General features: G+C 61.8%; 20 protein-coding genes and 3 pseudogenes. 14 read left to right on the forward strand and 9 right to left on the reverse strand.

Annotated elements, in window-relative coordinates:
* The first annotated feature begins 3 nt into the window (after positions 1-3).
* Complete coding sequence (locus ACXR0M_RS26470; RefSeq protein WP_458834568.1) at positions 4-672, forward strand: response regulator transcription factor; 669 nt, start codon at positions 4-6, stop codon at positions 670-672.
* Complete coding sequence (locus ACXR0M_RS26475) at positions 669-1982, forward strand: sensor histidine kinase (protein ID WP_458834569.1); 1314 nt, start codon at positions 669-671, stop codon at positions 1980-1982. Before ACXR0M_RS26470 ends, ACXR0M_RS26475 begins: the two co-directional genes overlap by 4 nt.
* A 119-nt stretch (positions 1983-2101) precedes the next feature.
* Here ACXR0M_RS26475 and ACXR0M_RS26480 read toward each other — a convergent pair whose 3' ends face one another.
* Complete coding sequence (locus ACXR0M_RS26480; protein WP_458834585.1) at positions 2102-2857, reverse strand: methyl-accepting chemotaxis protein; 756 nt, start codon at positions 2855-2857, stop codon at positions 2102-2104.
* A 102-nt stretch (positions 2858-2959) separates the two neighbouring features.
* A pseudogene (locus ACXR0M_RS26485) lies at positions 2960-4348 on the reverse strand (cache domain-containing protein); the annotation flags it as partial.
* A 260-nt stretch (positions 4349-4608) separates the two neighbouring features.
* Here ACXR0M_RS26485 and ACXR0M_RS26490 point away from each other — a divergent pair.
* The 3 genes and pseudogenes from ACXR0M_RS26490 to ACXR0M_RS26500 form a co-directional block, all read left to right on the forward strand.
* Positions 4609-5928: a Na+/H+ antiporter family protein gene (locus tag ACXR0M_RS26490; RefSeq protein WP_003223519.1), complete on the forward strand. Its 1320-nt coding sequence runs from the start codon at positions 4609-4611 to the stop codon at positions 5926-5928.
* 159 nt (positions 5929-6087) lie between these two features.
* Positions 6088-6864, forward strand: a pseudogene (locus ACXR0M_RS26495) (cache domain-containing protein); the annotation flags it as partial.
* A gap of 312 nt (positions 6865-7176) precedes the next feature.
* A pseudogene (locus ACXR0M_RS26500) lies at positions 7177-7770 on the forward strand (methyl-accepting chemotaxis protein); the annotation flags it as partial.
* Positions 7771-7884: 114 nt separating this feature from the next.
* On the opposite strand, the gene ACXR0M_RS26505 reads toward ACXR0M_RS26500, so the two are convergent.
* Complete coding sequence (locus ACXR0M_RS26505; protein WP_458834570.1) at positions 7885-8820, reverse strand: LysR family transcriptional regulator; 936 nt, start codon at positions 8818-8820, stop codon at positions 7885-7887.
* 111 nt (positions 8821-8931) lie between these two features.
* On the opposite strand from ACXR0M_RS26505, the gene ACXR0M_RS26510 reads away from it, so the two are divergent.
* Together ACXR0M_RS26510 and ACXR0M_RS26515 are read left to right on the forward strand one after the other, a co-directional pair.
* Positions 8932-9417: a DMT family transporter gene (locus ACXR0M_RS26510; RefSeq protein WP_458834571.1), complete on the forward strand. Its 486-nt coding sequence runs from the start codon at positions 8932-8934 to the stop codon at positions 9415-9417.
* A gap of 3 nt (positions 9418-9420) precedes the next feature.
* Entirely contained in the window at positions 9421-9876 is a 456-nt protein-coding gene (locus ACXR0M_RS26515) for a DMT family transporter (protein ID WP_458834572.1), read from the forward strand.
* Between the two features lie 405 nt (positions 9877-10281).
* On the opposite strand, the gene ACXR0M_RS26520 is transcribed toward ACXR0M_RS26515, so the two are convergent.
* Positions 10282-10830, reverse strand: a complete 549-nt coding sequence (locus ACXR0M_RS26520) for a hypothetical protein (protein WP_458834573.1) — start codon at positions 10828-10830, stop codon at positions 10282-10284.
* A 35-nt stretch (positions 10831-10865) separates the two neighbouring features.
* Between ACXR0M_RS26520 and ACXR0M_RS26525 the strand changes: the two genes are divergently transcribed.
* On the forward strand, positions 10866-11033 hold the full coding sequence (locus ACXR0M_RS26525) for a metallothionein (RefSeq protein ID WP_458834574.1): 168 nt from the start codon (positions 10866-10868) through the stop codon (positions 11031-11033).
* Between the two features lie 23 nt (positions 11034-11056).
* On the opposite strand, the gene ACXR0M_RS26530 is transcribed toward ACXR0M_RS26525, so the two are convergent.
* On the reverse strand, positions 11057-11329 hold the full coding sequence (locus ACXR0M_RS26530) for a hypothetical protein (RefSeq protein ID WP_458834575.1): 273 nt from the start codon (positions 11327-11329) through the stop codon (positions 11057-11059).
* Between the two features lie 39 nt (positions 11330-11368).
* Positions 11369-11596: a DUF6555 family protein gene (locus ACXR0M_RS26535; protein ID WP_102355787.1), complete on the reverse strand. Its 228-nt coding sequence runs from the start codon at positions 11594-11596 to the stop codon at positions 11369-11371.
* A 137-nt stretch (positions 11597-11733) separates the two neighbouring features.
* On the opposite strand from ACXR0M_RS26535, the gene ACXR0M_RS26540 reads away from it, so the two are divergent.
* The 3 genes from ACXR0M_RS26540 (at position 11734) to ACXR0M_RS26550 (ending at position 13866) form a co-directional block, all read left to right on the forward strand.
* The gene (locus ACXR0M_RS26540) at positions 11734-12507 is read left to right on the forward strand and encodes an AraC family transcriptional regulator (protein WP_458834576.1); all 774 of its coding nucleotides are present in this window, start codon (positions 11734-11736) and stop codon (positions 12505-12507) included.
* A 198-nt stretch (positions 12508-12705) separates the two neighbouring features.
* Entirely contained in the window at positions 12706-12879 is a 174-nt protein-coding gene (locus tag ACXR0M_RS26545) for a DUF1427 family protein (protein WP_458834577.1), read from the forward strand.
* Positions 12880-12909: 30 nt separating this feature from the next.
* Positions 12910-13866, forward strand: coding sequence for a quinone oxidoreductase family protein (locus ACXR0M_RS26550; protein WP_458834578.1), 957 nt, complete (start codon positions 12910-12912; stop codon positions 13864-13866).
* A 127-nt stretch (positions 13867-13993) separates the two neighbouring features.
* Here the strand turns inward: ACXR0M_RS26550 and ACXR0M_RS26555 are convergent, their stop codons facing one another.
* Together ACXR0M_RS26555 and ACXR0M_RS26560 are read right to left on the reverse strand one after the other, a co-directional pair.
* Entirely contained in the window at positions 13994-15016 is a 1023-nt protein-coding gene (locus ACXR0M_RS26555) for a purine-nucleoside phosphorylase (protein WP_458834579.1), read from the reverse strand.
* Positions 15017-15031: 15 nt separating this feature from the next.
* On the reverse strand, positions 15032-15991 hold the full coding sequence (locus tag ACXR0M_RS26560) for a nucleoside-specific channel-forming protein Tsx (protein WP_458834580.1): 960 nt from the start codon (positions 15989-15991) through the stop codon (positions 15032-15034).
* 281 nt (positions 15992-16272) lie between these two features.
* Between ACXR0M_RS26560 and selD the strand changes: the two genes are divergently transcribed.
* Positions 16273-17307, forward strand: a complete 1035-nt coding sequence (selD, locus tag ACXR0M_RS26565; protein ID WP_458834581.1) for a selenide, water dikinase SelD — start codon at positions 16273-16275, stop codon at positions 17305-17307.
* Positions 17307-18410, forward strand: a complete 1104-nt coding sequence (gene mnmH, locus ACXR0M_RS26570; RefSeq protein WP_458834582.1) for a tRNA 2-selenouridine(34) synthase MnmH — start codon at positions 17307-17309, stop codon at positions 18408-18410. The genes selD and mnmH overlap by 1 nt, the downstream gene beginning before the upstream one ends.
* Before the next feature lie 119 nt (positions 18411-18529).
* Here the strand turns inward: mnmH and ACXR0M_RS26575 are convergent, their stop codons facing one another.
* Complete coding sequence (locus ACXR0M_RS26575) at positions 18530-19204, reverse strand: histidine phosphatase family protein (RefSeq protein ID WP_458834583.1); 675 nt, start codon at positions 19202-19204, stop codon at positions 18530-18532.
* Positions 19205-19547: 343 nt separating this feature from the next.
* Between ACXR0M_RS26575 and ACXR0M_RS26580 the strand changes: the two genes are divergently transcribed.
* On the forward strand, positions 19548-20246 hold the full coding sequence (locus tag ACXR0M_RS26580; protein WP_458834584.1) for a glutathione S-transferase family protein: 699 nt from the start codon (positions 19548-19550) through the stop codon (positions 20244-20246).
* Positions 20247-20259: the final 13 nt, after the last annotated feature.

Raw genomic sequence — 20259 nt, forward strand, 5'->3', positions numbered from 1 at the left:
CCGATGCGTTTGCTTCTGGTGGAAGACCATGTGCCGCTGGCCGACGAATTACTCGCCGGCCTGCAACGGCAGGGCTATGCGGTGGACTGGCTGGCGGACGGGCGCGACGCGGTTTATCAGGGCAGCAGCGAGCCCTATGACCTGATCATCCTCGACCTCGGCCTGCCCGGCGTGCCCGGGCTGGAGGTGCTGGCGCAATGGCGCACCGGTGGTTTGGCGACCCCGGTGCTGATCCTCACCGCCCGCGATTCCTGGGCCGAACGCATCGAAGGCCTGAAGGCCGGTGCCGACGATTACCTGACCAAACCGTTCCATCCCGAAGAGCTGCACCTGCGCGTGCAGTCGCTGCTGCGCCGCTCCAAGGGCCAGGCCAACCAGCCGACGCTCAAGGCGGCCGGCCTGCAACTGGACGAGGGCCGGCAATGCGTGTTGCGCGACGGCAGCGAGATTCAACTGACCGCCGCCGAGTTTCGTCTGCTGCGCTATTTCATGCTGCACCCGGAACAGATCCTGTCGAAAACCCACCTCGCCGAGCACCTCTACGATGGCGAGACCGAGCGTGATTCCAACGTCCTCGAAGTCCACGTCAATCACCTGCGGCGCAAGCTGGGCAAAGCCGTGATCGAAACCCGTCGCGGCCAGGGTTACCTGTTCGGCGGAAACGCTTCGTGAGGTCGATCCAGCGCCGCTTGAGCCTGGGACTGATCAGCGTGATGTTGGTTGTCGGCGTGGTGCTGGCGCAAACCAGTTTGTGGCTGTTCGAAGTCGGGCTGCAGCGCTATCTGGAAGCCGGCCTGCGTAACGATAGCGAAAGCCTGCTGGTGGCGCTGGTGCGCGGCCCGCAAGGCTTGCAGCTGGATGAGCGGCACTTGTCGCCGGCCTACCAGCGGCCGTTTTCCGGGCATTACTTCCGCATCGATTTCACCGACAGCCACTGGCGCTCACGTTCGCTGTGGGATCAGGACTTGCCGCTGCTCGACCACCCGGGACTGCACAGCAATCTGCAACTGGGTCCGGAAGGTCAGCAATTGCTGGTGCTGCGTTCCGATTATCGCCGGCTGGGCCAGTCGATCTCGATCAGCGTCGCTCAGGATTACACCCCGGTGCGCGAGAGCTTTCAGCGCATGCGTCAGATCGGCCTCGGCATCGGCCTGGCCGGTTTGCTGCTGATCCTGCTGCTGCAACGGTTGACCGTACGCCGTGCGTTGAAACCGCTGGAGCGCGCGCGTGAGCAGATCGCCCAGTTGCAGCAGGGCCAGCGTTCGCAACTCGACGATCAGGTGCCGGTGGAACTGGAGCCGCTGGTGGCGCAGATCAACCATCTGCTGGCGCACACCGAAGACAGCCTCAAGCGCTCACGCAATGCCCTGGGCAATCTCGGGCATGCGTTGAAAACCCCGCTGGCGGTCTTGCTCAGCCTGGCGTCGAGCGAAAAACTCGATGGCCATCCCGAACTACGCAAGATCCTCAAGGAACAACTCGAGCAGGTACAGCAACGCCTCAATCGCGAACTGAACCGCGCGCGCCTGTCCGGCGATGCGCTGCCGGGGGCGCTGTTCGATTGCGACGCCGAGCTGCCGGGGCTGCTGGCCACGCTGAACATGATCCACGGCGAGCATCTGCAGTTGAGCTACGTCGCCCCGCCGGGGCTGCAACTGCCGTGGGACCGTGAAGACCTGCTGGAACTGCTCGGCAACCTGCTGGACAACGCCTGCAAATGGGCCGACGCCGAGGTGCGCCTGAGTGTGATCGAGCGTAGCGATGGTTATGCGTTCAGCGTGGAGGATGACGGGCCGGGAATCCCCGAAGAGCAGCGCGCTCAGGTGTTCAGCCGCGGCACACGCCTCGATGAACAAACCCAGGGTCATGGGCTGGGGCTGGGGATCGTCCGCGATATCGTCGAGACCTGGGGCGGGCTGCTGGTGTTGGGCGAGAGCGAGTGGGGCGGGTTGAAAGTGGTGATCGAACTGCCAAAACGCTAATCCCGAGCCCCACAAATCCCTGTAAGAGCTGCCGCAGGCTGCGATCTTTTGATCTTGATCTTTAAAAACAAAATCAAAAGATCGCAGCCTGCGGCAGCTCCTACAGGTGGCGATGGCTGTCAGACGCGGAACTGATCCATCAAACTCTGCTGCTGATTCGCCAAACTATTGAGCGACTGACTGACCCGCGCCGATTCATTCGCCTGCCCGGACAGCGACTCGGTCACGTCACAGATGGTCGCCACGTTGTTGTTGATCTCCTCGGCCACCGCGCTCTGTTCTTCCGCCGCGCTGGCGATCTGCAGGTTCATGTCGCTGATCACTGTCACCGCATCGCCGATCTGGCGCAGTGCGGTTACCGCCTGGCCGACCTGCTCCACGCTGCCCTGGGCCTGGCGATGGCTGTTGCCCATCGAGCCAACCACATCCTGGGTACCGGTCTGCAGTTGCTCGATGACCTGACGGGTTTCCTCCACCGACTCTTGCGTGCGGCGGGCGAGGTTGCGCACTTCGTCGGCGACCACCGCGAACCCACGCCCGGCTTCCCCGGCACGCGCCGCTTCAATCGCCGCGTTGAGCGCCAGCAGGTTGGTCTGTTCGGCGATGGCGCGGATGGTTTCCAGCACGGTGCCGATCTTCTCGCTGTTGGCGGCCAGACCCTCGACCTGGGCCATCGCCGCGCTCATGTCGGCGGCGAGGGTATCGATGCTTGCGGTGGTGCGGTCGATCACGGTCAGGCCCTGACGGGTGGCGCGATCGGCGTCCTTGGCCGCTTCGGCAGCTTGCGCGGCACTGCGCGCGACGTCTTGTGCGGTGGCGCTCATTTCGTGGGACGCGGTGGCCACCTGATCGACCTGGCGGTATTGCTGCTCCATGCCGGCGCTGGTCTGGGTGGCGATCGCCGAAGACTGGTCGGCGGTGTTGCGCGCGTCCTGCACCGAGCGTTTCACTTCGGCGATGATCGGCTGCAATTTGTCGAGGAACTTGTTGAACCAGCCGGCCAGTTGCCCGAGTTCATCCTGCTTGTCGTAGGCCAGACGGCGGGTGAGATCACCTTCGCCACTGGCAATGTCTTCGAGCATGTTGGCCACGCCGAGGATCGGCTTGGTCACGCTGCGCGCCATCAGCCACACCAGCAGCAGACCCACCAATGCCGCGAGCACGCCGAGGCTCAGTTCGATCAGGGTGCCGGAGTTGTTGCTCTCATCCAGTTGCTGCTTGAGCGCTTCGGCGCGGCTGACCAGGACCTTTTCCGGCACGTCGAGCAACACCGCCCACGCCGGGCCGCCGGGGATCGGCTGGAACGGCGACAGCACTTTCAACTGGCCGTTGCGGTGCAGGCTGCTGACGCTGCTGCTGGCGCCGAGTTGCCGCAGCAGTTCGGCGCCGCTGACCGTGTCCACGGCATCCAGACGCTTGCTCAGCTTGCTTGCGTCCGGGCTGTAACCGGCGAGCAGACCGGTCGGGCTGACGATGCTCACGGCAGTCTGGCCGTCATAGAGCTTTTTGCTCGCGCCCTGGCTGATCGCCTGCAGGCTGTTGAGGTTGATGTCCACCGACAGCGAAGCGATGACTTTGCCGTTGACCATCAGCGGAAAGACGATGCTGGTCATCAGCACGTTCTGGCCGTCGATCACGTAGAAGTAAGGTTCGATCACACAGGGTTTGAGCGTGGTGCGCGGGCAGGTGAACCAGGCGTTGGCCGCCTGACCGCTAGGGCCGGTGCTGGTGTCTGTCATGTCGCTTTCCGGCAGGGCCATCGAGGTGACTTTGCCCGGCGTCGGCTGCGACCAGTACAGGGCGAAGCGGCCCTTGTCGTTGCTGCCCAGTTCCGCCTGACCGGCGAACAGCTCGTCCTTGCCGTCCAGCGCGTTGGCTTCGAACACCAGCGAGAGGCCGAGCAGTTCCGGGTTGGCCTGCAGCGCGGACTTGACCTGACGGGTCATGTCTTCGCGCAGGTCGAAGGCATCGAGGAAGCGCTTCTCGGCCTGTTCGCGCAGGAACAGCACCTGACGCGAGAAACCGTGGCCATATTGATAGGCGTCCATGAACTGCTGGCGAATCCCCGACGCCTGCACTTCGCCTTGCGACTCAATCCGCGCCTGGGCCGACTCGGTCAGCATCTCCATGCTCGAGGCCTTCACCAGCGCGGAGCTGTGCTCCATGCGGTACAGCGAAAGACCCACCAGCAGGGTCACGATGCCTGCCAGGCACAGCCCGGCGAGCAGGGTGATTTTCCATTGAATGGAAAGTTGTCTGAGCGACATGGAGACGTCCTTATTCGATAAATATCTGAGACTTTGCACTGTAACGGCCGCGCATAGGCTTTCTTTATCGTTCAAACACAATATGACCAATTGCCGCATGCCCCCCAATCCCTGTAGGAGCTGCCGCAGGCTGCGATCTTTTGATCTTTCTTTTTAAAGTCAAAAGATCGCAGCCTGCGGCAGCTCCTACAGGGGTTGTTCATCGGTTGTTACATTCGCTTGTTTTGACACTGCGGCCACTCTGCGGCACAGTGCGCGCCCTTCTAATAAGACCCTCTTTGCAAATCCGCCGGTGCTCCGTGGGCGGACTCATCCTGTCTGGCGGTGACGGTTCATCGCCGTGTTTTTGAGGTAGTGAAATGAATGCAGTGATTGCTGCGGTCGGCGTCATGCTGATCCTCAGCCTGTCCCGCGTGCACGTGGTGATCGCGCTGATCGTCGGTGCACTGGTCGGTGGCCTGACCGGTGGTCTGGGCATCGACGCCACGCTCAAGGCGTTCAACAGCGGCCTGGGCGGCGGGGCAACCGTGGCGTTGTCCTACGCGTTGCTCGGCGCTTTCGCGGTGGCGATTGCCAAGTCCGGCCTGGCCCATGCACTGGCCGACAAGGCCCTGGCGATGGTCGACCGCCAGCACTCGACCGGCGGCGGCAGCGTCAAATGGCTGCTGATCGGCCTGCTCTGGGTGGTGGCAATTGCCTCGCAGAACATCCTGCCGATCCACATTGCGTTCATTCCGCTGCTGGTGCCACCACTGCTATATGTACTGACCAAGCTGCAACTCGATCGCCGGCTGATCGCCTGCGTCATGACCTTCGGCCTGATCACCCCGTACATGGTGTTCCCGGTCGGCTTCGGCAACATCTTCCTCAACCAGATTCTGCTGGCCAACGTCAGCAAGGCCGGGGTCGACATCAGCCAGATCAACGTCATGCACGCCATGGCGATTCCGGCGCTGGGCATGGTCTTCGGCCTGTTGATGGCGGTGTTTTTCAGCTATCGGAAAAAGCGCGTTTACGACCTGGAAAAGATCGAGCAGGTCGAGCAGGTCAGCGTCGCCTACAACCCGAAGACCATCGGCATTGCCGGTCTGGCGATTGCGGCGGCGTTCATCATTCAGCTGTTGCTGGACTCGATGATTATCGGCGCTCTGGCCGGATTCCTGATCTTCTCCGCCTCGGGCATCGTCAAATGGCGTGAGACCGACGACCTGTTCACCGAAGGCATGAAGATGATGGCGATGATCGGCTTCATCATGATCTCCGCCTCGGGCTTTGCTGAAGTGCTCAAAGCCACCGGCGAAGTGCGCTCGCTGGTGGAAAGCGCTGCCGCGTGGATCGATCACAGTCAGGCCATCGGCGCCTTGTTGATGCTGCTGGTGGGGCTGATGGTGACCATCGGGATCGGCTCGTCGTTCTCCACCGTGCCGATTCTGGCGGCGATTTTCGTGCCGCTGTGCGTGCAACTGGGCTTCAGCCCGATGGCCATCGTGTGCATCGTCGGCACCGCCGGGGCGCTCGGCGATACCGGCTCGCCGGCCTCGGACTCGACCCTCGGCCCGACCTCCGGGCTGAACGTCGACGGCCAGCATCACCACATCTGGGACACCGTGGTCCCGACCTTCCTGCATTACAACCTGCCGCTGCTGGCGTTCGGCTGGGTGGCGGCGATGGTGCTCTGATTAAAAGCTGAAGATCAAAAGATCGCAGCCTGCGGCAGCTCCTACACCGATCCCTGTAGGAGCTGCCGAAGGCTGCGATCTTTTTTTGGGTTCAACTTTTGCCCGGGTGTGCCGTTAAAGCCTTTAAGCACGCCAATAAAATCAAAAAGTGAGCCCCCCATGCGCTTGAGTCTCAAGGCCAAAGTCCTGTCCCTTGCCGTCCTGCCGGTGTTGCTCTTTGCGCTGGTCATCAGCCTGACCACGCTGTTCATCCTCAAGCAACAGGCGCACACCGAGGTCGAACAGACCCGCGAGCGTCTGCTCGGCGACGCCAAGGCCACGCTGCAAAGCTACGTTGCTGTGGCCATGACCACGATCAAGCCGCTGTACGACGCGGCCGCCCCCGGTGATAAAGAGGCGCGGGCGCAGGCGATCAAGCTGCTGTCGGGGATTCGCTACGGCAAGGACGGCTACTTCTTCGGCTACGACTCCGAGACCGTGCGCCTGTTCAAGGCCAACGACCCCGACGGCGTGGGCAAAAGCTTCAAGGACAACCGCGACCCCAACGGCGTCTACGTCAATCGCGGTCTGGTCAGCGTGGCCAAGGACGGCACGCACTATCTGCAATACAGCTCGCCGCTGCCGGGCAACGCCAATGTACTGGTGCCGAAGCTCGGCTACACCGAGTACCTGGCCAAGTGGGACATGGCGGTCGGCACCTCGGTCAACCTTGACGGCATCGAAGCGCAGGTCGCGGTGGTCGAGGAGCAAGTGCAGGAGCGCATGCAAGGCGTGATCCTCAGCATCGTCGGCGTAGCGCTGGTGGTGTTGCTAGTGATTGCCGCCGCGGGCCTGCTGCTGGCCAATACCATTCTGCGTCCGCTGACCCTGATGAAAGCCAACCTCGACGACATCGCAGCTGGCGAGGGCGACCTGACGCGCCGGCTGAACATCACCAGCCAGGACGAACTCGGCGAACTGGCCGGTTCGTTCAATCGTTTTGTCGACAAGATCCACGGCCTGGTGCGGCAGATCACTGAGATGACCACGCAACTGACCGGGCTGGTGACCCAGGTCTCGGATCAGGCGCAGCGCTCGGATCAGGCGATGGAGCGGCAGCGTCACGAGACCGATCAGGTTGCCACGGCGATCAACGAGATGTCGGCTGCAGCGCAGGAAGTGGCGAAGAGCGCGCAGAGTGCGGCAGTTGCCGCGCAGCAGACCGACGAAGAAGGCCAGAGCGCCAAACGCGTGGTGGCCGGCAGCATCAAACAGATTCATGCGCTGGTGGATGACATCCGCAGCAGCGGCGTGTCCCTCGATAGCCTGCAGCAGGACGTGTCGTCGATTGTCGGCGTGCTTGGGGTGATTCGCTCGATTGCCGAGCAGACCAACCTGCTGGCGCTGAACGCGGCGATTGAGGCTGCCCGGGCCGGTGAGGCCGGGCGTGGTTTTGCGGTGGTCGCGGACGAAGTACGCGCGCTGGCCAGCCGCACGCAGATCAGCACTCAGGAAATCCAGAGCATGATCGATCGCCTGCAGGCGGGCACGCAGTCGGCGGTCGAGGCGATGCGCCGCTCCAGCGAGGCCGGCGATGGCACCTCGGCGCAGGCTAATCAGGCCGGGGCGTCGCTGGATGCCATGGCGGAGCTGATCGCGACCATCAACTCGATGAACGCGCAGATCGCCAGTGCTGCCGAGGAGCAAACCGCGGTGGCCGAAGAGATCAATCGCAGCGTGCACCAGATCGCGGTGGCGGTGGACAGCGTGGCCGATGAGACCCAGTTGGGCGCACAGACCTCGCGCAGCCTGGCCGAACTTGGCCAGCGCCTGGGCAAACTGGTGGGGCAGTTCCGTATCTGAAACACCACGCCCCTGTAGGAGCTGCCGCAGGCTGCGATCTTTTGATTTTGTTTTTAGAAGATCAAGATCAAAAGATCGCAGCCTGCGGCAGCTCCTACAGGGATAGCGTTTGGTTCAAGATTTGTCCCAGTACGGGGTTTCGCCGAAACACTCGACAAAAAAATCAATCACCGTCCGCACCTTCACCGACAGCCGCCGGCTCCCCGGCCACAGCACCGCAATCTGCTGCGGCTCCAGGCTGTTCGACACCTGATATCCGCTCAGCACCGGCACCAACGTGCCTTCGCGCAGCGCTTCGCCAATCAGCCATGACGGAAACATCACCAGCCCCAGGCCTTGCTCGGCGGCCTGGGTGAGGGTGTCGGCGTGGTTGCCGGTGATCGGGCCTTTGACCGAGTAGGGCGTCCACTCGCCCTGATCCTGGCGGAAGAACCAGCGCTGCTGGCCGGCCGCGCCCTTGTAGGCCAGGCACTGATGCTGCGCCAGTTCGTCGGGATGCTGCGGGGTGCCGTGGCGCTGCAGATACGCCGGGCTCGCCGCGACCTGAAAACGATGCGGCGCGATAATTCGTGCCTGCATGCTCGAATCGTGCAGCGCGCCGATGCGAAACAACAGGTCGGCGCCTTCCTGCAACGGGTCGACGTAATGGTCGGTCTGCTGGAGATCCAGTTGCAGCTTCGGATAGCGCGCACACAACTGGCCGAGCCACGGCGTCAGATGCCGTTGGCCGAAGACCACCGGTGCGTTGATCCGCACCAGCCCGGTGGGTTCGCTTTGCTGTTCCTGCAAGGCCTGTTCGGCTTCTTCCAGTTGCATCAACACCAGCCGCGCATGGTGACCGAGCATGCGCCCGGCCTCGGTCGGGGTCACGGCGCGAGTGTGGCGGTAAAGCAATTGCTGATTCAGCGCCTGCTCCATCAACTGGATCTGCCGCGAAATCGAAGACGGCGCCACGCCCTCGCGGCGCGCGACCTCGGAAAAACTGCCGTGGTCGAGCACCGCGACAAACAGCCTGAGTGCCTTGAATCCCAGTTCATTGAATCCGTGCATGAATCATCCGCTGTGCGAGTTGCGCAAAAGTGTTGTCCGGATGCTCCCATTTATCGCACAGCGGCGCCAGCCGATAATCCGCGCCATTGTTGACTGTGTGGAATGTTGTTTATGCAGACGTTGGATGAAGTGAGTGGGGCGGCGCCAGTGCGCAAGCCGCTGTTGCGCCTGTTATTGCTGCCGCTGGTGATCCTGGCCGGCATGGGCCTGTCGGTGGAGGCGGGCCTGCTCGGACCGCTGGGCGAGCAGGTCGGGCATCTGTGGGCGACCTTGAGCATCTTCGGCGTGGGCTCGGCGATTCTGTTTTTGCTGTTGCTGTTCGCGGGGCCGCAGAAAGGCCCGGCGCTGACTGATCTGCCGCGCTGGCAGTTGATCGGCGGCATCCTCGGGCCGATTTATGTGGTGGTGCTGACCCTGGCGACGCCGCATATCGGTATCGCCATGACCATGATCGCGATTCTTTCCGGGCAGGTCGGCAAGAGTGTGCTGATCGACCATTTCGGCTGGTTCGGCGCGACGCGCAAGAAGGTCAATGGTGAACGCTGGCTGGCGTTGGGCCTGATTGTGGTAGCACTGGTTTTGATTGCGCGGGGTTGAGTGATGAGTCTGGTTATTTTGTTGGCAGTGGTGGTGTTGGCCGGCGCGGTGTTGAGTGTGCAGGCAGCGATCAATGGACGCCTCGGCGAGAGCGTGGGGGTGCTGCGCAGCAGTCTGCTGACGTTTTTTGTCGGGGCAGTGGTGACCGGGTTGCTGATTCTGTTTTTTGAACCGGCGCAGGCGGTGAGTTTGCTCGATGTGCCGAAGTGGCAGGTCTGCGGGGCTCTGTTTGGTGTGGTTTACATGATGGTCATGGTTGGCGCGGTGCCTATCGTCGGGACCGCGGTGGCGACGGTGGCGGTGATTGTCGGCCAGTTGGGGATGGGGATGTTGATTGATAACTTCGGCTGGCTGGGGAATCCGGCGATCGAGCTTTCGTCTTCCCGCATTTTGGCGATGGTTTGTCTGGGGTTGGCGTTGGTCTTTATGTATCGCAGTAGTTTGCGTTCGGCTGAGTGATTTCTGGGGATGTATCGGGTGTTGCGGCTGGCGGTTTCTGTAGGAGTGAGCCTGCTCGCGATTGCGTGATTTCAGGCAGTTGTGTTCTTGCTGACTGAGTACATATCCGTTGCTGCGGTAACGGCTGCTTAGGGTTTCGCCCTTACGGCGACTCACTTTTTTTACAAACGCCTAAAAAAAGTAAGCAAAAAAACGCTTGCTCCTACGTCCGGCCCGCTCGCTAGGGCTCGGGGTCCCTTCGCTCCGGGCTTGATCCGGGCGCAGCGCCTACGGTTTGCTTCGCTGCACCTCCTCTCGCTGTGTTTGGCTGCGCCAAACGGTCGCTGCGCTCCCACCCCCGGATCAATCCCTCCACTCAGCCTCCCGACGTCGCCTGCAGATCAAAAGCTGCAGCCGAGCTAACGCTCATCCTGTTGAGTGGTGAAAAGCGCAGGCGGTCTGCCTTGGCTTTTCTGTGGGAGCTGGCTTGCCAGCGATGGCGACCTGCCAGCCGACCTGATTCTTCAGGTTGAACACATCCCCTGTAGGAGCTGCCGAAGGCTGCGATCTTTTGATCTGCTCTGGCTCTGGCTCTTGATCTGGCTTTTGACTTTCCGCCCCTTCGGCAGGCCGAGCGTAGGTGTCCATCAGGGGGTAGGCGCGCAGCGCCGTGCGGCGAAGCCGCATACATCGAGAGGAGGTGCAGCGAAGCAAACCGTAGGCGATGCCCCCTGATGGACATCGTAGCGAGGGAACACTGAGCCCAAGCGAAGTGCCGTACGCCGGGGCAAAGCCTTTTGGGTTACCTTTTCGGCGTCTGGAAAAGGTGACTCGCTGTAAGAGCGAAACCGCCAGCGGCAACACCCGCAGCAACGGATATGCCCCCAATCCCAACCACTCCAGTTTCAAAAAAATCCAGATCAAAAGATCGCAGCCTGCGGCAGCTCCTACACTGTTCTGTACGGCTTGCTTCATGAGCCCGGACAACCACCACCAAAGGAGTCTGCCCCATGCCCGATAGAAAATGCGATTGCCCCAACTGCAACTGCACCATCAAGGAAGGCGAACACGCCTACGCCGTGCACGGCAAACACTACTGCTGTGAAGCCTGCGCCCACCACCACAAGGGCGGCGAAGAATGTTCAAGCAAGGGCTGCCAGTGCGCCCATCCCAAATAACCGCACCCATAAAAAAGTGGAGCCTAATCAGGCTCCACTTCCAGTTTCAGGCTTTCATCATCCAGCCATTGCGTCTGACGCACCGTGCCGTTGAGCCGCCGACCTTCAACCCAAACCACCAGGATTTTCGCCTGATCCAGATCTTCCGGAACCGGCGGCGGCACGCGCACGGCGAAGCGATAGGGGTCTCCTTCGACGGGTTCCAGGCCAAGCGGACAGTCAATGCTTTTGGTAATACGGCCGAACAGGGTGTCGAGGCCGTAGTCCAGGTGCGCGGTGCTGACGATGTCGCTCATGTAGATCCCCCCGAAAAAGTCCCAATGCCTGGCGCGAGTCTAGCTCGCTGGCCGCCATTTGACGTTTTCCACGCCGAATTTCTCCGCCATCGGTTTGCTGGTCTTTTGCACTTTTTCCCGGCCGAAACGCGGGATGCGACCCACGCCGGCGTCGCAGCTAGCCCAGTGCCACGCCTCGGCGTTGTCCATTCTGTCCGAGCGGATAATGAACGACTTGGGCGTGCCGTGAAGGGTGTAATCGATGACAAACAGTTTTGCGTTGTTCATAAAGCCCGTAATCCTCCCTGTGGTATTAGAAGGATCGCGGTGCGTGTGGAAAATTCATTCGGATTGTCCGACGGTATCTATCGTTGGCGACACCCCGGCGCAGTGGTTACCATGGCCGCTCCGCCAACCCTCAATGAATGCTCGCCATGGCCCTCGCCGCGCCCCCCGATCTGAGTGATACCGCTGTGCCGGTGCAACCGCTGGCGCGTACTTATCCGCGTGGTTTGTTCATCGAGCCGCATGAGCATGTCTGGGGGCAGTTGCTGTATGCGATGAGCGGGGTGATGTGGGTCGAGACCCCGCACGAGGCGCTGGTGGTGCCGCCGCAGCGCGCGGTGTGGCTGCCACCCGGAGTGCCGCACGGGATTCGCGTGGTCTCGGATTTGCAGATGCGCAATATCTACCTGCGCCCGGCGCTGGCGGCGACGCTGGATGATACGGTGCAGGTGATCGAAGTCGGTGGGCTGTTGCGCGAGTTGATCGTCGGGCTGGTGGCGCAGGGCGACAGCGCTGAGCCGGCCTATTACGAGGCGTTGGTCGGGCTGGCGTTGCTGGAGCTGCAGCGCGCCCGGCGCTCACAATTGAAGATTCCGCTGCCGGACGATTCCGACCGGCGCCTGATGAACCTGTGTCAGGCGGTGATGGCCGCGCCGTCGCTGGAGATCCCGTTCGAGCAGCATGCGGAAAACGCCGGAGCCAGTGTGCGCACGCTGGCACGGCTGTTCAAGGACAGCCTCGGCATGGGCTTCGCCGAATGGCGGCGGCAGGTGCAACTGGCAACGGCGGTGGCGGAGTTGATCCAGGGCGTGCCGGTGAGCGCGATCGCCCGGGAACTGGGCTACTCGCCGAGCAGCTTCAGCGACATGTTCCGCCGCGAACTGGGTGTGGCGCCTTCGCAATTTAGTGCCTGAACACAATCCCTGTAGGAGCTGCCGCAGGCTGCGATCTTTTGCCTTTGATTTTTAAAGGCAAGATCAAAAGATCGCAGCCTGCGGCAGCTCCTACAGGGGGCAGCCTGATTTGGCCGAAATACAGAAGTCCTTGGCCGGTACCTGCCGCGACGATTCCCTAGACTCTGCCCATTCCTTTTACGCGGCGGAGTTTCTTCCATGAATTACCTGATTTCGCTGGCCATCGGCCTGGGTGTCGGCCTGTTGTATGGCGCGCTGAATTTCCGTTCGCCGGCGCCACCGGCCATTGCCCTGGTGGGGCTGCTCGGCATGCTCGCGGGTGAGCAGTTGTGGCCGTGGGGTCGGCAGTTGGTTGCCGGTTGGTTCTCGTGAATTTCCTTTTTCTCTTTGGTGGATGTCCTCATGAAAGCACTGCAATTCGATCAAACTGGCGACCTGTCTTCCCTGCGCTTCGTCGACGTCGCCACTCCCGTACCCGGTGCTGATGAGGTGCTGGTGGAGATCAAGGCAGCAGGCCTGAACCCCAGCGACGTGAAGAACGTGCTCGGGCGTTTCCCTTACACCACGTTGCCACGAATTCCCGGTCGCGATTTTGCCGGGATCGTGGTGGAAGGGCCACAGACGTTGCTCGGGCAGGCAGTCTGGGGCACCGGGCGTGAGCTGGGCTTTTTCGCCGATGGCTCGCACGCGCAGTTCGTCAAACTGCCGGCTAATGGCGTGGCGCATAAGCCCTCGCACCTGAGTTTCGCCCAAGCCGCCAGCCTTGGCGTGCCATACACCACAGCGTGGGATGCGCTTGAACGCAGCCTGGTGAATGCCGACACCCGCTTGCTGGTGATCGGCGGCGGGGCGGTGGCGACGGCAGCGCTGGCACTGGCCAAGGTTCGTGGCGCGCAGATCCTGGCGGCGGCGCGACGTCCGGAGCAGGTCAAGGATCTGCAGGCGCAGGGTTTCGAGACGATTCAGCTGGATCAGCCTGAAGATCTCGGCGCTCAGGTGCACGCGGTGTACAGCGACGGTGCCGACGTGATCTTCGACACCACCGGTTTCTGGCTACCGGCCTCGGTGCCGGCGCTGGCCGCGTTCGGGCGCATTGCGATCATTGCCGCACCGGTCGACGGCCATGTGCAGTTGCCGGCGCTGGCGCTGTACCGCAAGGGCGGTTCGGTGGTCGGGATCAACTCGTTGCTGTACGGCGTGCATGCCTGTGCGGCGATGCTCGAACAGTTCGGGCGGTTCTTTAATGAGGATCGGCTGCCGTTGCCGCAGGGCTTGGTGGAGGTGCCGTTGGCGGAAGGTCTGGCGCGTTATGCCGAGGTGAATCAGGGGGCGGGGGACAAGATCATTTTGATCCCTTGAATTCCCAAGCAGCGCAAAACTTGTGGGAGCTGGCTTGCCAGCGATAGCGTCAGCACAGTCGATGACGATGTTGACTGCACTAACGCGATCGCTGGCAAGCCAGCTCCCACAGGGTATTTTGTTGTTTTCAGGACTGCGGAACACCTTTCTCCCACGCCGACCAGTTTTTCAGGATGTCCTGCACCAGCGGATTACCACTGCGATAGAGGTTTTCCAGCGCCGGCACAAAGCCGCCCTGATCGGCGTATTTCAGCAGGTTGTCGACCTCGCTGCCGCCCGGCGCCGGGCGGTCGAAGTCGGAGCCGGCGCGCACCACGGCCAGGCGCTGCACATCCACCAGACCTTCGCGACTGGCGCGCAACAAGGCCTCATAGGTCGAGTTGTCCTCCTGTTGCGTGGTGCAGTATTCACCTTTGTTATCGGTCAGCAATTTGGTCCAGACTTCGGCGCGTTCGCTCAGACGCGTGCCGGAGAACCAGGTGTTGCCCGCCAGCGTGTCGCAGCGCGTGACCACCGGTGGCTGGTTGGCCGGGGCCGACGGGTATTTGCGCCGCCATGCCGCCGATTCCTTACTCTCGCTGAGTTCGACCTTATGGCTCAGGGCAAAGGCTTTGGCCTGCAATTTGGGGTTGAGTTCGAAGACTTCGGTCTTGTAATCCAGCGGCGGTTTTTCGTTGGGGCCCTTGGTGTTGATGCCGAGGTAACCAGTCGGCCAGCTCGACGGCGCATCGCGCGAATCCAGCTCCCATTGCGTGCCGAACTCCACCAGATAATGCGCCCACGCAGCGGTGCCGATGGTCCCGTGTTTCGGGCTGATCCCGGCGATCCCGGCGATCAGGAAGTAACTTTTACGCAGGTCGAATTTCGGCGACAGCGCCAATGCCAGAGTCGACGCGGCAGCGTTGGTCTGGCCCATGCCGGTGGTCAGCAGGCATACCTGCTGCGCGTTGCAGCGGATCGTCGGGTACTCGGCGGACAGCCCTGGCACGCGGATTTCCTGCTTGAGATTCAGGCGCTCGATCCAGTGTTGTGCCTCCGGGGCGAACATGGTGATCAACACCACTTTCGGCTTGATCGGCGCTTCAGCCGCCCAGGTGCTGGAAGAGAGCAGGGCCGCAGCGGCCAGGGTCAGACGCGTCATTGCTTGCATGAGAATCTCCTGAATTCAGAACTGGTAGCCGATGCCGGCGTAGTAACCCCAACCGTTGGAGCGGGCGCGGAAATTGCCGTCGCCGAAGTTCAGCTCGCTGCCGTCCTCCCAGTTGCCGCCGTTGTGGAAATAACGGCCGACCAGGGTGAAGCGCAGGTGAGTGAACGAATACAGCAACACGTTGGTCGCCACCGTGGCGTTGGCGGTGCGCGCCGGATTGTCCTTGTGCAGGTCCGAGCCGAAATCGAAGTTGGTAAAGCCGATGTAGGTCAGCGACGCGCCGTTGCTGAACTTGTCGATGGGCACGATGTACTTGAGTTGCGCGCGGTAACCGTCCCACGAGTATTCATTGCTCGCGCCATAGTTTTCCCACTGGTAACGCCCGTACAGATTGGCCGACAGGTTGACCCGCGAATGGGTGTCGATGTCCGTGCCCAAACCGCTGTACAGGGTGTTGGCGCGGTTTTCCTTGCGACTGCCGTGATCGTAGATCCAGTCGAACGCCACGTACCATTCCTTGAACGGGCCGATGGCCAGGCTGCGGCCGGCGAGGTAGTCGATGGAGATGCGCGGTTCGTGCTCCATGAACACTGGCGAGCCGTGGTCCCACACGCCTTTGTCGTGGCTGTTGCCGATGTTGAAAATCTTCGGAATGTCGACGTAACCGTACAGCTCGAATGGCCCCTTGCGCCCGAAATATTCGTATTCCAGATAGATATCGTCGGCCGGTTGCGGACCGAAACTGATGTCCTTACTGCCGATCAGCGTCAGGTCCTGGTTGTACCAGTCCGACAGGTACGCGCCTTCCTTGGGCGGGCTGGCATCGGGGCTGAGGGTTTCGCCCTGGGCGGACTCTTCGGCCGGGGCCGGTTGCGCCAGTGCGCTGTGGCTGAGAACTCCGGTAACGGCGGTCAGTAGCAGGGAAACAGCAAACGTGCGCGCAAATGGGGCGCGCTTAGGGAAAGCGGCGTGCATTCAAAGTCCTTTTTTGCGGATCAAGGCCCACGTTCTGCGGGTCTGTACGGTTATGTCACGAAAAAGCCGTTATAGGCAGCTCGCAAACGTTTGCACAAGCCGTACCAAGTCCCTGTAGGAGCTGCGGCACGCTGCGATCTTTTGATCTTGTTTTTAAATCGCCAGTTGCCAATCCAAGGTGGGAGCGAGCTTGCTCGCGAAGGCCCCCGCACATCCAGCAGCAGAATCTGCCCACCCGCGCTCTGCTAGAATTCGCCGCATTCCCTGCCAGAGACCCTCTCATGAGCGAGCCGATTCGTCTGACCCAATACAGCCACGGTGCCGGTTGTGGCTGCAAGATATCCCCGCAGGTGCTGGAAGTGATTCTGGCCGGTAGCGGTGCGCAAAACCTCGACCCGAAACTGTGGGTCGGCAATGCCTCGCGTGATGACGCGGCGGTGTACGAGATCGATGCCGAGCGCGGAGTGGTATCGACCACCGATTTTTTCATGCCGATTGTCGATGACCCGTTCGATTTCGGCCGGATCGCCGCGACCAATGCGATCAGTGACATCTACGCGATGGGCGGCGATCCGTTGATGGCGATTGCGATCCTCGGCTGGCCGGTGAATGTGCTGGCGCCGGAAGTGGCGCGGGACGTGATTCGCGGCGGCCGTGCGGTGTGTGACGCCGCCGGTATTCCGCTGGCCGGCGGGCATTCGATCGATGCGCCGGAGCCGATCTTCGGGCTGGCGGTGACCGGTCTGGTGGAAAAACGCCACATGAAACGCAACGACACCGCCACTGCCGGTTGCCTGTTGTACCTGACCAAACCGCTGGGCATCGGCATCCTCACCACCGCCGAGAAGAAGGGCAAGTTGCGCGCCGCCGATGTCGGCGTGGCCCGCGACTGGATGTGCACCCTGAACAAGCCCGGCAGCCGGTTCGGCAAGCTCGCCGGTGTCGCTGCGATGACCGATGTCACCGGTTTCGGCCTGCTCGGGCATCTGGTGGAGATGGCCGACGGCAGCCAGTTGACCGCGCGCATCGGCTACAACCATGTGCCGCGTCTGGACAGTATCGAGTATTACCTCGAACAGGGCTGCCTGCCCGGCGGCACCTTGCGCAACTTCGACAGCTATTCGAGCAAGCTTGGCCGCCTGCAGGAACTGCACAAACGCGTGCTGTGCGACCCGCAGACCAGCGGCGGCTTGCTGATTGCGGTCACCCCCGAAGGCAACGCCGAGTTCCTTGCCGTCGCCGCCGAACTGGGCCTGGACCTGGCGCCGATCGGCGAGCTGGTTGAGCGACAGACCCACGCAGTCGAGGTGATTTGATGTCACGCGACTGCACCGATTACTGCGATATTTTCCTCAACGACCGGCCGCTGATGGATGCGCGTGCGCCGGTCGAGTTTCACAAAGGTGCGTTCCCTGGCGTGGTCAATCTGCCGCTGATGAACGACGTCGAGCGGCAGAAGATCGGCACCTGCTACAAGCAGCACGGGCAGCAGGCCGCCATCGAACTGGGCCATCAACTGGTGTCCGGCGCGCTGAAGGCCGAACGCATTCAGGCCTGGGCCGATTTCGCCCGGGCCCATCCTGATGGTTATCTCTATTGTTTTCGTGGCGGCTTGCGTTCGCAGATCACTCAACAGTGGCTGCGTGACGAGGCCGGCATTGACTATCCGCGGGTCGGCGGTGGCTACAAGGCGCTGCGCAGCTTTCTCATCGACACCCTTGAACAGGCGCTCGGGCAGTGTGATTTCGTGCTGCTCGGTGGCATGACCGGCACCGGCAAGACCGAAGTGCTGGTGCAACTGCGTAATGGCCTCGACCTTGAGGGACACGCCAATCATCGCGGTTCCAGTTTCGGCAAACGCGCCACCGGCCAGCCGTCGAACATCGATTTTGAGAACCGTCTGGCCATCGACATCCTGAAGAAACGCGATGCCGGTATCGGGCAGTTTGTGCTGGAGGACGAGAGTCGGGTAGTCGGCAGTTGTGCGCTGCCGTTGCCGCTGTATCAGGGCATGCAGCAATACCCGATGGTCTGGCTGGAAGACCGCTTTGAAGACCGGGTCGAGCGGATCCTGCATGATTACGTGGTGGACCTGTCAGCCGAGTTCTCGGCGGTACACGGCGAGGGCGGATTTACCCTGTTTGCCGAGCGTCTGCTGGAAAGCCTGAACAACGTGCAGAAACGCCTCGGCGGCGAGCGCCATCGGCGGATGTTGCTGTTGATGGAAGACGCGCTGGCCGAGCAGGCGCGCAATGGGGCAGTGGATTTGCACCGTGGCTGGATCGAAGGGCTGTTGCGCGAGTATTACGACCCGATGTATGTGTTCCAGCGCGAGAAGAAAGGCGGGCGGATTGAGTTTGCCGGGGAGCGCGAGGCGGTTCTGGAATATTTGCGTGAGCGGTTAAGCCAGAGGGCTTGAGGTTGTAGCGGCTGGCCTCTTCGCGAGCAAGCCCGCTCCCACAGGGGATTTGTATTTCACACAGATCCAATGTGGGAGCGGGCTTGCTCGCGAAGGGGCCGAGTCAGACCACACAACACTCAAGTCGGGCAAGTCTCCTTGCCATGATCCAGCCCCTGCTTGTAGCTGTGGCTCTGCAAGCTGGCCTTGCCGTTGTGCCAGGTCAGGGTCAGCACGTACAGCGAATCGAAATCGTCACCGGCCCAGTCATCGGTGATGTTCTGTTTGCCGCCGACCGCGTTTGCCGCAACCTTGTTGATCAGCTCCGGCAGATAGCCGTGCGACCAGGCGGTGTAGATCGTCGAGTTGTGGTACTTGTCTTCGGTCAGCTCACGGGCCAGGTCGCTGGTGTCGTTGGCCGAGAACTCGATGTTCACCGGCAGGCCGAGCTTGATCGCCGCCGGGTTGATGGTCATCAGCGGGCGGACATAGCTGTAGGAGTTGTCCAGTTCACCTTCCTCGACATTGCGCGTCGGGTTGGCGGCAAACACGTAATCGGCCTTGCCGAATTTTTCCGGCAGCAGGGTCGATAGTTCGAGCGCGCGGTTCAGGCCCTGGCAGTTGAGCTGGCCGAGGCCGCCGGCGGGTTTTTCCGCGTGGCGCAGGAACACCAGGGTCTGGGTGCCGTCCACCGGCTGGGCACGAATCTGGCTCGATTCCAGCGACAGGGTCAACGCACTGACTGCCAGCAGGGAGGGCAGGGCCACGTACGCGCGATGTTTGAAGCGTTTGGCGAATCTCATGAGGTTCGTCATTGGATAAATAAGTCTTCAGCAAATTCGGTTGAGGCTGACAAACCGTTGCACCGCGGGCTCCCAGCGCCGGGCGTTGTCCATGTCGTGTGCCGTGCTTCCTTTGCGAAAGGCATAGCTCAGAGTCCTCTGAGGCCGGTTTGGTTCATGCACGCTATCGCAGGGATGTTACGGTTCATGTAGGAGCTGCCGCAGGCTGCGATCTTTTGATCTGTCTTCCAATTGGAACGCGGAGCGTCCCTTGAGGCATTCCCACGCAGAGCGTGGGAACGATCGATCAAAAGATCGCAGCCTGCGGCAGCTCCTACATTATGATCAGTGTTTTCCTTGCGACTGGATGTTTCCCATGACCGATCTGTCCGCGTTCCCGATCACCCAGAAATGGCCGGCGCAGTACCCTGACTGGATTCAGCTGTATTCCCTGCCGACCCCCAACGGCGTCAAAGTCTCGATCATGCTCGAAGAGATCGGCCTGCCGTACGAGCCGCACCGCGTCGGCTTCGACACCCAGGACCAGCTGTCCCCCGAGTTCCTGTCGCTGAACCCCAACAACAAGATCCCGGCGATCCTCGACCCGCATGGCCCCGGCGACCAGCCGCTGCCGCTGTTCGAGTCCGGCGCGATCCTGATCTACCTCGCCGACAAGAGCGGCCAGTTGCTGGCGCAGGAAGGCGCGCTGCGTTACGAGACCATTCAGTGGCTGATGTTCCAGATGGGCGGGATCGGCCCGATGTTCGGCCAGCTCGGTTTCTTCAATAAATTCGCCGGCAAGGATTACGAGGACAAGCGGCCGCGTGACCGTTACGTCGAAGAAAGCCGCCGTCTGCTCAGCGTCCTGAATACCCGGCTGGAAGGCCGCGACTGGATCATGGGCGAGCGCTACACCATCGCCGACATCGCCACGTTCCCGTGGGTGCGCAACCTGCTCGGGTTCTACGAGGCGGGCGATCTGGTCGGCATCAACAATTTCCCCGACGTCACTCGGGTGCTGGAGCGTTTCCTGGCACGTCCGGCGGTGATTCGTGGCCTGACCATCCCTTCGTAATCACCACATTCCC

The sequence above is a fragment of the Pseudomonas sp. Eth.TT006 genome (assembly GCF_054456575.1).

What these genes read in the sequence shown, in the direction of transcription:
- ACXR0M_RS26520 (WP_458834573.1), bottom strand. Translation starts at nt 10,830, where the DNA reads ATGAAGCAAGCCGTACAGAACAGTGTAGGAGCTGCCGCAGGCTGCGAT.
- ACXR0M_RS26510 (WP_458834571.1), top strand. Translation starts at nt 8,932, where the DNA reads ATGCAGACGTTGGATGAAGTGAGTGGGGCGGCGCCAGTGCGCAAGCCG.
- ACXR0M_RS26535 (WP_102355787.1), bottom strand. Translation starts at nt 11,596, where the DNA reads ATGAACAACGCAAAACTGTTTGTCATCGATTACACCCTTCACGGCACG.
- ACXR0M_RS26480 (WP_458834585.1), bottom strand. Translation starts at nt 2,857, where the DNA reads ATGGAGCAGCAATACCGCCAGGTCGATCAGGTGGCCACCGCGTCCCAC.
- ACXR0M_RS26525 (WP_458834574.1), top strand. Translation starts at nt 10,866, where the DNA reads ATGCCCGATAGAAAATGCGATTGCCCCAACTGCAACTGCACCATCAAG.
- ACXR0M_RS26505 (WP_458834570.1), bottom strand. Translation starts at nt 8,820, where the DNA reads ATGCACGGATTCAATGAACTGGGATTCAAGGCACTCAGGCTGTTTGTC.
- ACXR0M_RS26545 (WP_458834577.1), top strand. Translation starts at nt 12,706, where the DNA reads ATGAATTACCTGATTTCGCTGGCCATCGGCCTGGGTGTCGGCCTGTTG.
- ACXR0M_RS26555 (WP_458834579.1), bottom strand. Translation starts at nt 15,016, where the DNA reads ATGCAAGCAATGACGCGTCTGACCCTGGCCGCTGCGGCCCTGCTCTCT.
- ACXR0M_RS26550 (WP_458834578.1), top strand. Translation starts at nt 12,910, where the DNA reads ATGAAAGCACTGCAATTCGATCAAACTGGCGACCTGTCTTCCCTGCGC.
- ACXR0M_RS26515 (WP_458834572.1), top strand. Translation starts at nt 9,421, where the DNA reads ATGAGTCTGGTTATTTTGTTGGCAGTGGTGGTGTTGGCCGGCGCGGTG.
- ACXR0M_RS26470 (WP_458834568.1), top strand. Translation starts at nt 4, where the DNA reads ATGCGTTTGCTTCTGGTGGAAGACCATGTGCCGCTGGCCGACGAATTA.
- ACXR0M_RS26575 (WP_458834583.1), bottom strand. Translation starts at nt 19,204, where the DNA reads ATGACGAACCTCATGAGATTCGCCAAACGCTTCAAACATCGCGCGTAC.
- ACXR0M_RS26580 (WP_458834584.1), top strand. Translation starts at nt 19,548, where the DNA reads ATGACCGATCTGTCCGCGTTCCCGATCACCCAGAAATGGCCGGCGCAG.
- selD (WP_458834581.1), top strand. Translation starts at nt 16,273, where the DNA reads ATGAGCGAGCCGATTCGTCTGACCCAATACAGCCACGGTGCCGGTTGT.
- mnmH (WP_458834582.1), top strand. Translation starts at nt 17,307, where the DNA reads ATGTCACGCGACTGCACCGATTACTGCGATATTTTCCTCAACGACCGG.
- ACXR0M_RS26530 (WP_458834575.1), bottom strand. Translation starts at nt 11,329, where the DNA reads ATGAGCGACATCGTCAGCACCGCGCACCTGGACTACGGCCTCGACACC.
- ACXR0M_RS26490 (WP_003223519.1), top strand. Translation starts at nt 4,609, where the DNA reads ATGAATGCAGTGATTGCTGCGGTCGGCGTCATGCTGATCCTCAGCCTG.
- ACXR0M_RS26540 (WP_458834576.1), top strand. Translation starts at nt 11,734, where the DNA reads ATGCTCGCCATGGCCCTCGCCGCGCCCCCCGATCTGAGTGATACCGCT.
- ACXR0M_RS26560 (WP_458834580.1), bottom strand. Translation starts at nt 15,991, where the DNA reads ATGCACGCCGCTTTCCCTAAGCGCGCCCCATTTGCGCGCACGTTTGCT.